Annotated in this window: 10 protein-coding genes; 3 read left to right on the forward strand and 7 right to left on the reverse strand. The window is 68.9% G+C overall.

All coding sequences use genetic code 11. From position 1 onward, the window contains the following. Window positions 1–57 precede the first annotated feature (57 nt). Window positions 58–2,427 carry an aminoglycoside phosphotransferase family protein gene (locus tag P1P70_RS33195; RefSeq protein ID WP_319244412.1) on the reverse strand — a complete coding sequence of 790 codons (2,370 nt, stop codon included), beginning with the start codon at window positions 2,425–2,427 and terminating at the stop codon, window positions 58–60. A gap of 108 nt (window positions 2,428–2,535) precedes the next feature. Then, window positions 2,536–3,642: a phosphotransferase gene (locus tag P1P70_RS33200; RefSeq protein WP_319244414.1), complete on the reverse strand. Its 1,107-nt coding sequence runs from the start codon at window positions 3,640–3,642 to the stop codon at window positions 2,536–2,538. 221 nt (window positions 3,643–3,863) lie between these two features. On the opposite strand from P1P70_RS33200, the gene P1P70_RS33205 reads away from it, so the two are divergent. After that, entirely contained in the window at window positions 3,864–4,619 is a 756-nt protein-coding gene (locus P1P70_RS33205; protein ID WP_319244416.1) for an HAD family hydrolase, read from the forward strand. Here P1P70_RS33205 and P1P70_RS33210 read toward each other — a convergent pair. Then, complete coding sequence (locus tag P1P70_RS33210; RefSeq protein ID WP_319244418.1) at window positions 4,600–5,463, reverse strand: GntR family transcriptional regulator; 864 nt, start codon at window positions 5,461–5,463, stop codon at window positions 4,600–4,602. The two genes, P1P70_RS33205 and P1P70_RS33210, sit on opposite strands and share 20 nt — an antisense overlap. Window positions 5,464–5,630: 167 nt before the next feature. On the opposite strand from P1P70_RS33210, the gene P1P70_RS33215 reads away from it, so the two are divergent. Continuing rightward, window positions 5,631–5,813: a hypothetical protein gene (locus P1P70_RS33215; RefSeq protein WP_319244420.1), complete on the forward strand. Its 183-nt coding sequence runs from the start codon at window positions 5,631–5,633 to the stop codon at window positions 5,811–5,813. Here P1P70_RS33215 and P1P70_RS33220 read toward each other — a convergent pair. Together P1P70_RS33220 and P1P70_RS33225 are read right to left on the reverse strand one after the other, a co-directional pair. Beyond that, window positions 5,804–6,532, reverse strand: a complete 729-nt coding sequence (locus P1P70_RS33220; protein WP_319244422.1) for an HAD-IA family hydrolase — start codon at window positions 6,530–6,532, stop codon at window positions 5,804–5,806. The genes P1P70_RS33215 and P1P70_RS33220 overlap by 10 nt on opposite strands. A 29-nt stretch (window positions 6,533–6,561) precedes the next feature. Further along, a complete protein-coding gene (locus P1P70_RS33225; protein ID WP_319244424.1) occupies window positions 6,562–7,425 on the reverse strand; it encodes a GntR family transcriptional regulator in 864 nt (287 codons plus the stop codon). Window positions 7,426–7,646: 221 nt separating this feature from the next. Here P1P70_RS33225 and P1P70_RS33230 point away from each other — a divergent pair, with 221 nt between their 5' ends. Then, entirely contained in the window at window positions 7,647–7,838 is a 192-nt protein-coding gene (locus P1P70_RS33230; protein WP_319244426.1) for a hypothetical protein, read from the forward strand. A gap of 11 nt (window positions 7,839–7,849) precedes the next feature. On the opposite strand, the gene P1P70_RS33235 is transcribed toward P1P70_RS33230, so the two are convergent. Then, complete coding sequence (locus P1P70_RS33235) at window positions 7,850–8,767, reverse strand: winged helix-turn-helix domain-containing protein (RefSeq protein WP_319244428.1); 918 nt, start codon at window positions 8,765–8,767, stop codon at window positions 7,850–7,852. A 355-nt stretch (window positions 8,768–9,122) separates the two neighbouring features. Beyond that, window positions 9,123–10,204, reverse strand: a 1,082-nt coding sequence (locus tag P1P70_RS33240; RefSeq protein WP_319244430.1) for a GNAT family N-acetyltransferase, incomplete at its 5' end; no start/stop codon positions are given.

The following is a 10,204-nucleotide window of genomic DNA, read 5'->3' on the forward strand; positions in this document are numbered from 1 at the left end:
CTCACACTCCCGCCCCCGCCCCCGCGTCCACTCCCGCTCTCACTCATGCCGTCGAGCCTAGGCACCTTCCTGCGCGTTGTTCGCACCCACGGCCTGGACAGGCGGCATCGCCCAGCCGCGCCGGCCCGCGGGACAGGCCGACGGGCAGCCCGGCCTTGAGCCCGGCGGGCAGTGCGCCCCGCAGGACGCGCCGTCGGGCCTCTCACGCTCGGCGCACGGCAGGGCTCTCAGCAGCAGGGGCGGGGCCTCCGCGCCCCGGCGCCACCCCCGCAGACCGAGCGCGGACTTCGCACGCGCGAGTGTCACGGCGTACGAGTCCACTGCTCTGCTCACCTCGGGCGCGTCGAGGCCGGACCGGGTGACCAGCCGATCCAGGTCCACATACGCGGACCGCACCCTCTCCAGCCGCAGATAGGCCGACTCGTCATCCCGCCACTGCCGGGTGTACTCCCCGTCGAGCCGTTCCTGCCACCGGTCGAACATCCGCTTGCGGGTCTTCCTCGGGGTCGGCGTGAGGTGCATGTGCCGGACCAGGTCGTACAGGGGGTCGCCCAGCATGGCAGCCTCCCAGTCGACCATCGCCAACGGCGTCTCCTCGCCTTCGCGACGCACGAGGTTCCACGGGTGCAGGTCCCCGTGCAACAGCGTCCGACGCCTGGGGGTCACCCGGTGGGAGCCCAGGATCTCGGGGAGTTCCTCCTCCCCCGGGAGACCGAGTTCCTGAGCCAGCTCCCGTGTCGCGACGGGCAACGCGGCCACCAGTTCCACCAGCCGGCCGCCGAGCAGGCCGTAGAAGTCGGTGTTGTCCCACCGTGTCCCGAAGGACCCCAGCAGCCCCTCATCGACCTTGGTCAGCTCGCAGAGTTGGTCCACGAGGGCGTCCGCCTCGTCCGGCCGCAGTCCGTCCACGGGATGATCGAGCCGACCCACGTGGGCGGCCGTACCGACGTACGAGTGCAGGGCGAAGAGGAGACCCCCCTCGCTCATCCCCAGCCCGAGCGCCCTCGGGGCCTGCACCGCGACACCCGACCGCTCGATGACCTCCAGAACCGTGTGCTCGTACAGGAGCCCTTGTCGGTCCCCGTGGGCGCCCTTCCTTCTGCGGCGCACCACGACCGGATGGGATGCGGCCTCCACGCACACGACCGTGTTGCGGTGAGCGGCCCCGGTGAGCACCTGATCCGCCGAGGCACGCCGCTCCGCCGCCAGTGCCTCGCCGAGTACGACGGCAGCACGGGGCTCGCCCGTGCCTCGGAGCCGCTGCGGGCGCCGGGTCCAGTCCATGGCGATCAGGGGGCGAAGTTTCGCGTGCCTGGCACCTCTCAGCTTCAGCCACGCGACGAGCGCGTCCTCGACCTCGGCTCCGGTGGGGACGTCGTCGAGTCGCAGCGGGCGCGCGGCGGCGGTCAGGGCCTGGCGAATCGATTCGGTCGCCCGGTCCAGGTCATGCTGTTCGAACGCACCGTCCAGCGACAGAGCCGCACGCATCACATCGGGATAGACCGACTGGGCCCGCTCGAACGCCAGGTAGTGGCCGAGGTCCGCCGCGAGGCCCTGGGCCGAGGCTGCTGTGACGGCCTGGACCGCTTTCTCCCACTCCTTGACCACCGCCTCCCACTGCGCGTCCGGATAGCGCATCCTGACCAGGTGGACGGCCAGATCGTGCAAGGGGTCGCCGTACGTCGCCAGCTCCCAGTCGACACAGATCAGCGGCGGCTCACCGGAGTAGGCGAGGATCACGTTGTCCCGGTGGAGATCCGCGTGGAGCAGGCCGTACGGGCGCGGGGTCAGCCGCGGTACCCGCTCGGCGTACCGTTCCATGGCGTCGACGGGGACCCGCAGCGCGGTGAAGAGGCTCCCGAACTTGGGCCAGTTGGGCAAGCAGACGTCATGGTGGACGAGTTTCGCCAGTGTGTGGAGGAATCCCCGGCTGTCCCCGTCGCAAGGCCAGTGGTCGGGCAGCGGAGGCAGCGACTGCGCGTCCACCCGGGACATCTCGGCCAGGAGACCGGTCAGCCTCCCGATGAGGGCCTGATCCACTGGGCGGCCCTCCGGGCACACCCGGGACAGCGGGACTCCGTCCACATAGCTGTGGACGGACGCCCCCCAGGTCTCGGCGAGGCACGTCGGCACATGTGGCAGGGCGCTGCCGACGGCGTCCAAGACCCGTACCTCGTCGTGCCAGGTGCGGGCCACCACCGTTGGTGCCTCGTCCGCCGGTTTGCGGACCCGAACGGTCACCGTGGTGCCCGCGTCTGCCCCGATCTCCCGCGCCATGGCCTCGTCCAGAGGCAGGAGGAAGTTGCGGTTGTGATGACCGCCGCTCATCACCCCCTCGCGAATGGCCCGTTCCACGAACGCCTCGCAAACGGCTCCGGACACCCGGCCGCGCCGCTCGGCCTGGGGAGACATGGAGACTGCACGCACTGAAACGCTCCTGGACGGGCAGTCCGGGTGCCAGAAGGCACCCGGACAGGTAGACGCCCCGAGCCGACCGGGCACACCACACGGGCCCCGGGGACGCTCGACGCGCGCCTACGATCCCACACGTCCCTGTCGCCTCAATCGCATGTCATAGCCACGCGTCCTGTCACGGCGATTGCCGTCATGGCCACGCGTCCGGAACCACCTGGCCAGCGCCGACTCGATTGCCGACACGCTCGGCACCTCCTCGACGCCCAGCGGGTGCGCGCCTCTGCTCAGCACGTCCCGGACGGCCCTGCTCGCACGGCGAAGCAGGGGCCGGGGCGCCTTCGGTTCAAGGCGCAGGGACTGCGATGTGCGGATCACGTCGGTGAACACCGACTGCGCCTTCTTGTAGTCGAGCAGCTTCGGCAGGTCCTCCCGCCAGCCCCGGGCGCTTCCCGGTCGGACGCTCTCGACGAGCGCGCACCACCGCTCCGTCATCCGCCGCTCCTGTTCCGGCGGATAGCGCATCAGATGCAGATGGGTGGCCAGGTCGTAGAGCGGATCGCCGATCACCGCGAGTTCCCAGTCGATGGCCCAGAGCCGCCGCTCCCGGTCGACGACGAGGTTCTCGCGGTGGAGATCGGCGTGAAGGAGGCAGAACGGGCGCTCCCGCAGGCCGGCCACATGCTTTCTGAGCTGCTTGAAGGAGTCGGAGTCCAGATGCAGCTCCGCGAACAGGTCCCCGTACTCAGGGAGGTTGTCCTCGTACACACGCTCTTCGGTGAAGACGATCAGGCGGTCGAGGAACCCCGCGCTGTCGCCCTCCCGGGGTCGGTCGCGGCTGTCGCACCTCCGTTTCACCAGGAGGCTCCCGGGCCTCACCGCGACCAACTGGCGGAACAGGGCGAGAATCTGCTCGAACTCCCGCTCCGGCACCGCCGTGTCCGACGCGTGCAGCGCTCCGAGGGTGTCGCCCTCGATGAACCGCTGAAGGACGGTGCCCTCGACCTCGATGAGATCCGGAATGTTGTCGATGCGCCCCTGAAGCTCGGTGAGCAGGCGCTCCTCCGAGTCGAAGCAGCGCCGGTCGAACCAGAGCAGGCTCGCGCGCGGCTCACGGCACTTCCAACGCCCGCCCCCGGTGACGCCGGCCTCGGCCGGCAACCGGAAGACATAGGTTTCGTGGTGGTAGCCGCTGAGCGGTCCCTCCACCTCATCCGGGTCGGCGCTCATACGACCGGCGCGACGCCGCCCCTTGGATTCGGCTCCAGCTGGCATTGCCCGTTCTCTCGCCGTGGTCACACCAGGGGTGAAATCAAGAAGTGGGGGCACGGTACTCCTCTGTGGTGCCGCATCGTGCCAGAAGAGGCGCAACCCCATGTACCGGTCGCCGGAGTCGTCGGTGACCGCTTCGTCCCTCGGATCCGACGACCGGCTGGGTCACACTGACTCCCATGACGAGACCACCGGTCGACACACGCACGTGCTTACCGACGCTCCTCAGCAGAACCCGAGCGGTTCTCTTCGACTTCGACGGCCCCGTCTGCGATCTGTTCGGCGGCCGGTCGACCAAACCCGTTGCCCAGGAGATCAAGGAGATGGCACGGCAGAAGTGGAGTGTGCTCGACCAGGCCGTCGAGGCGTGCGAGGACTCGCACGGTGTCCTTCGGTATCTCGGCGAGATGCGGGTCCGTACTCAGGACGACTCCCTCGACCCGACCGCGCTGGACGCAGCGGACGACATCGTGACGCGGCACGAGTACGAGGCGGTGCGAGACGCGGTGCCGGCACCGGAGATCCACACGGCGGTCGACGCCCTACTGGAGCTCGGCAAGCGGCTGGTGATAGTGACCAACAACGCCGAAGGGCCGGTGCGGGAGTTTCTGGAACACCGCGGCATGTCCGGCAAGTTCGAGGCCGTCTGCGGCCGTGATCGGCGAGAACCGCACCGCATGAAACCCGACCCGAGTTCGGTGCACTGTGCCCTGAGGCGTCTCGGGGGCATGAACCCGGCTGACACCGTCCTGGTCGGCGACCAGATCACCGACCTCCAGGCGGCGGCCTCCGCGGGCGTCCGGTTCCTCGGCTACTCGAACGACGACGAGCGAAGCGGGAACCTGCGGCAAGGAGGCGCGCGTTGCGTGATCCGCGCACACACCGAGCTGGTCGAAGCCTGTCGGCTGCCTCCGGTCAGCTGCCCTCGTCCGTGAGCAGACTCCAGACCGAGTCGAACCAGGCCTGTGCGCCGACCACGAAATTGGATCCTTGGGAGGACGGGCCGGATTCCTTGACGTGGTAGGTCAGTGTGGCTCCCAGTCCCAGTACGTCTAGCGCTGCGACCTCCTCTCCCCCGCCCACCTCGATGGAGCGCTTGAGCACCTCGTAGAAGCCGTGCAGCGCTTCCGTCCGGTTGAGCAGATAGAGCTTGAAGGGGGGCGCCAGCCGCACGTGGCGGACGCTGACCTCGACCTGGGGCACGTCCCCTGCCCTCTTCAGATCGTCCAACGCCTTCTTCAGCAGCCCTTTGTGGGTGCGCGTGGTCTCACGAAGGCGCTGCTGCGGCCGCATGTCCTCGGGGTCGTTCCTGACCGTCGGGTACGGCAGGTGCGTCGACTCCGTGGGCAACAGCATGCGCAGAACGATGGACCGGGGCGTGACCTCACGGTCACGGATCCGCTCCGCTTGCAGTTGGACGTGCGCACTCAACGACTCGGACGAGAGCGTGAAGATGTCCAGTGCGACTTCACGCTGTGCGAAGGCATGGTCGAAGAACGAGCGCAGGGTGACTCTGCTCCCCGGCTGGGACTGCACCCGCTGAGCACCCAGCACCCGAGTGCCACTCCCCCGCCGGGACTCGACCCACCCCTCCTCACTCAGCCTGGCCAGCACACGCTGAACGGTGTCACGGGAGACCTCGAGCTCCTCGCGCAACTGGCGCTGCGGCGGCAGGGACACTCCCACCGGATAGGTTCCGTCGGCTATCCGAGCCCGCAGCGCCTCCAGGACACGCTCGAACTTGGCGCCGCCACCCTCGCTGGTTCTCGCATCACCCACCCCTCGACCGTACCGCTTCCGGCCGCCGGGCAAACCAGTTCCAGTCAAGCCAACAAGCCAACTGGACTGCCAGTTAAGGGATCAGAGGAGGTGGGCATACAGGCAACAAGCAACTACCAGACCAATTGGACTGGTCAGTGGAGCGTCAGGAGAACGGGGTGGGAAGCATGATTGTCTGGGAAATGGTGATCGCAGCAGTCCAATTTGCCGCAGCCCATCTGGTCGGGGAGGTGTTCGGCCCCCTGGGGCTGGCGTTCCTGGTCATGGCCCTCGTGGCCGTACGAGTGGGCCGAGTGCACCCCGCCTGGTGGGCGGCCCTGCTCTTCGTCCTCCTGATGGTTCAGGCCTGATCCGGGAGGTGGGTGCGCAGGACGTCCAGGACGGGCTTCAGCGAGTTCACGGTGTGCGGAAGCGGGACGCCCGCCTCCAGGAGGGCCTTGAGCTTGCGATCGTTACGCGCGTAGCCCAGGAAGGGGACGCCGGCCTCGCGGGCCGCCTCGAAATCGGTGGGGGCGTCGCCGAGCATCAGGGCGCGGGGCGGTTCGGCGCCCATCGCGTTGAGGGCCTGACGCAGGGTGTGGGGGTGGGGCTTCATACGGTCGAGGTCGCGTGTACGGCCGTAGATGTACGGGAAGCAGTCACTGAGACCCCGGGTCTCGATGTAACGGGCCGCCGCGAGCGCCGAGTTGTTGGTGGTGATGGCGAACCTGGCCCGCCGCGACCAGGTCCGGATGAGCGGGTCGGCCCAGCTGGTGGGATACGCCTTGGGCGCCGCGGCCAGCTCCTGCTGGGTGAGCCACTTCTCCACGTCGATGATCAGGTCGCTGCTCGGGTGGCGCCGGCCCAGGCCCAGGAGGACCACCTGCGGGTCCGCTGTGCTCCGCTCCCGCTCCGTCAGCAGCCCGCCCAGCCCACGCCTGTCGATCAACTCCACCAGATCGCGGGCCACTCGGTGCGCAGGATGCCCGGAAAACAGTCGGCAGATCGGCCCGTCCAGATCCCAGAGCACGAAGCGGACGGGGGCAATCAGTTCTTGAAGGTCTCGCAGGGACTCTTTCTCTGCTGTCACCGGTTCAGTCTGCGCCGTATCAGGAGTCACTAGGAGAGTGTCAGGTCCGTCGTGATGGTTTCCCAGAGGGCGTTGAACCATTGCTGGGACTGGTCGACGAAGGCGGCGTCGCGGGGGCCGGTCTCCTTCTCGAAGGAGAAGAGGAGGGACTGGGTGCCGAAGGCGTCGTACATCTCCAGGGGGCCGTCGGCCATCTGCTCCTCGCGCCTCATGAGCATGTAGTAGGCGATGAGGGCCTCCTTCCCGTTGAGGAGGTAGAGCTTGACGGGCGGCGTGAAGGGCAGGGCCCGGAAGGTCACGCGGACGTCGAGCTTGTGCGAGGTGCGCAGGGCCTGGAGGTTGTGGCGCAGGACGCGGATCTGGGCGTTGCGCTGGTCGAGCCAGCGCCTGTGCACGGGGTCCTCCACGTCGTCGTCTCCGCGCCCCTCCACCAGCACCGGGAACGCCAGGTTGATCTTCCGGGAGGGGAGGAGAATGCGTACGTCGATGGACTCGGGGCGGATCGTCCCCTCGTGGATACGGCGGACCGGTTCACCGAGGGCCAACATGAGGGTCTCGGCGGTGAGGCAGGCCGCGTCGACGCGGACGTGCGGCGCGGAGAAGGCCTCGGCCAGGCGGGGGCCGAGGCCCACCATCGCCGGCTGCGGCTCGTTGCTCGCGGTCTGGCCGACCTCGGCGACCCGGGGCGGGCTCCCCTTGCTCACATTGCTCAGCAGCCCGTCGTCCTGGAGGGCGCGCAGGGCCTGACGCACCGTGCCGCGCTCCACGCCGAACTCCTCGGCCAGCTCGGCCTGGGTGGGCAGGCGCTCGCCGGGCCTGAGGGCGCCGCCGCGGATGCGGTCCCGCAGGGTGGCGGCGATCTCCTGGGACGAGAGCTTTCTGCTGCCGTTCACTGCAACGTTCTCCTGGGTCACGACCAAACGCTACAACTCTCATCCATCTTTGGGGAGTTCACGCGAAGGTGGTTATGAACATAGACCAAGTGGGAACCATTTAAACAGAGTTGGTCGCCAACTTGGTCAAGTTGGCAAAGTTCTCCACCGCTCGTCCCCGCATCGCCCCGCATCACCCCGCATCGCCCCGCCCGCGCCAGCCCCTCGGAGGAGGTACCACCATGCCCGCTGTCATCGCCCTCGTCTCCGCCCTCGCCGTCGTCGCCCTCCAGCGCTTCGTCGAGTGGCGCTACGGCACCATGGGAATCGTCGGTCTGCTGTTCCTCACCGTAGGGCTGAAGGCGAACAACCACACGTGCAGCTCGATCGGCGCGGTCATCCTCGCGCTGATGTTCGCCGGACCGGCGATGTGAGACGACCGTACTCAGCTCGTGAGCAGCAGGTCCGAGCTGATGGTCTCCCAGAGCGCGTCGAACCACAGGCGGGACTGCTCGACGAAGGTCGTGTCCCGTGGCGCGCCGACGGCGCTCCGCTCGAACGCGAACAGCGTGGACTGGGTGCCCTCGGCGTCGTACATCTCCATTTGCTCGCTGTCCACTTCGGCCTCCTTCCGCTGCACCGTGTAGTACGCGAACAGCGCCTCCTGACCGTTGAGGAGGTACAGCTTCACGGGCGGCGTGAAGGGCAGGGCGCGGAAGGAGACATGGACGTCCACGCCGTGCGTGGACCGCAGGGCGAGCAGGTTGTGCTTGAGGACCTGCCCCTGGGCGTTGCGCTGGGCGAGCCAGCGACGCTGGAGCCGGCCGTCGACGGACGCGTCGACCGGGGCCGGGAAGGCGAGCGGGATGTCCCGGCTGGGCAGCATCACCCGGACGTCGACCCTGGCCGGTTTTATGCGCCCCGCGTGAATCTCGCGCAACGGCTCACCCACGGCGAGCGTGAGGGACACGGAGGTCAGGCAGAGGGCGTCGATCTTCACGTGCGGGGCCGCGAACGCGGCGGATATGCGCGGGGCGAGCTCCACCATCGTCGGCCGTGGGGCGGCTCCCGGACCGCCGACGGCCGCCGCGCCCAGGCGTGTGGTGACAGTCGCCGGGCTGCCCTTGGAAACGTTGGTGAGCAGGTGCTCCGACTGCAGGATGCGCAAGGCCTGGCGGACGGCTCCGCGCTCGACGCCGAACTCGTCGGCCAGCTTCGCCTGTGTGGGCATGCGCTGTCCCGGTCGCAGCTCGCCGGACCTGATCCGGCCGCGCAACACGTCGGCCACCTCGTGGTGTGACCTCTGGGGCCGCTGTGACGACTTCCGCCCGCCGACGGCCGTGCGTTCCCGCTCCACGCACAAACCCTACAACTTCTCGCCATCTTTGGGCAGTTCATGGGAAGGTGGTTATGAGACGACTCCAAGCGGAGATAAGTAAGGTGAAGTTGGTCGCCAACTTTCGCAACATGGTCAAACTTTCGGATGGTTGGTGACTCTGGCAACTGCCGCCGACCATCACCCCAGACCGACCGATCGACCTCCCTTCCGGAGGGGAGCCGGGAGTTCGACCGGTCCGCACCGCCACAACTGAATGGTTCAGCCACAACTGAATGCGCAGCCACAACCACAACCGAACAGCTCAGCACCGAACGAAGACAACTGAACAGCTACGGATGACCGCACACACCAGGAAAGGTCCCCAGAGGCCCCGGAGGCCTCAGAAGATGTCCGGGCACCACGGGCGCCTGGACGTCCGCAGCAGGGCGTCGGCCACGGAGGCGGCGCCCTTCCGCTGTTCCCGCGCCCGGCCCAGCGCGGTGAGCCGAACGGCCGACTCGTCGCCCAGCCACAGCGTCGCCAGGTCCGCGGCCTCCAGGACGAGGTCACCGTCCTCGCTCGTCGGCACACAACTCGCCCCGTCCGGGCCCGCGTCCAGCCGGTACCGCCCGTCCGCGAAGCCGCCGGAGTCCTCGACCTCCAGCACCAAGGTCCCGGTCCCCGCGTACGTCCGCGCCTCCAGCGCCCGTACGACGTCCAGGATCCGCACCCACAGCCAGTCCGCGTGGGTGGTGACACTCACGGCGCGCGGGTCCGGGAAGAAGTGCGGCAGCAGGTCGTCCGGGGCCCGCCAGCCGCACTTGACCTTGGTGATCCAGTCGATCGAGCAGAGGTAGTGCCACAGGGCGCGCTCGGCGGCGGGGGTCGTCGCGATCAGCCAGTTGACGTCGGCCGTGTTCTGCGGCTGCTTCATCTGCCAGGTGTCGTCCGCCTCGTACGAGACCATGCCCTCGACCTCGCCGGCCGCCGAGCGGTACACCGCGTAGAACGGCTCGGTCCAGGAGCCGTACACGCGCAATTCTCCGGTGTTGATCCGCCACCAGCGCTCGTCGCGGCTCACCGCGCCGGGCTGCGCGGCGCGCAGGCGGTCGTGGAGGGCGGGGCCGAGGGCGCGTACGGTCGCGCCGTCGGCGAGGTCGACCCGGCCGCCGTCCGCCGGGCCGGACCAGCGGGGGTCCAGGCCGGCGCGCGGGACGTCGACGGTCCACTCGGTGGTCCAGGTGGCGGGGCCGAAGCCGTAGCGGCCGTAGATGGGGTACTCGGCGGCGATCAGGGTGGCGACGACGTCGCCGCGGTCCTTCGCGGCGGTGAGGTCGTGGGCCATCATCCGGCTGAGGAGGCCCCGGCGGCGGTGGGTGGGGCTGACCGTGACGTTCGAGATGGCGTCGGCGGGGACCGCGCGGCCTCCGACGGCGGTGAGCTCCTGGGGGAAGGAGCGGAAGGTCGCCACGGGCTGGGGGG

The sequence above is a fragment of the Streptomyces sp. MB09-02B genome, assembly GCF_033794485.1.
Classification (GTDB): Bacteria; Actinomycetota; Actinomycetes; order Streptomycetales; family Streptomycetaceae; genus Streptomyces.

Excerpts from the sequence above, each read along its gene's own strand:
- P1P70_RS33200 (WP_319244414.1), bottom strand. The coding sequence starts at position 3,642 with ATGAGCGCCGACCCGGATGAGGTGGAGGGACCGCTCAGCGGCTACCAC.
- P1P70_RS33205 (WP_319244416.1), top strand. The coding sequence starts at position 3,864 with ATGACGAGACCACCGGTCGACACACGCACGTGCTTACCGACGCTCCTC.
- P1P70_RS33215 (WP_319244420.1), top strand. The coding sequence starts at position 5,631 with ATGATTGTCTGGGAAATGGTGATCGCAGCAGTCCAATTTGCCGCAGCC.
- P1P70_RS33230 (WP_319244426.1), top strand. The coding sequence starts at position 7,647 with ATGCCCGCTGTCATCGCCCTCGTCTCCGCCCTCGCCGTCGTCGCCCTC.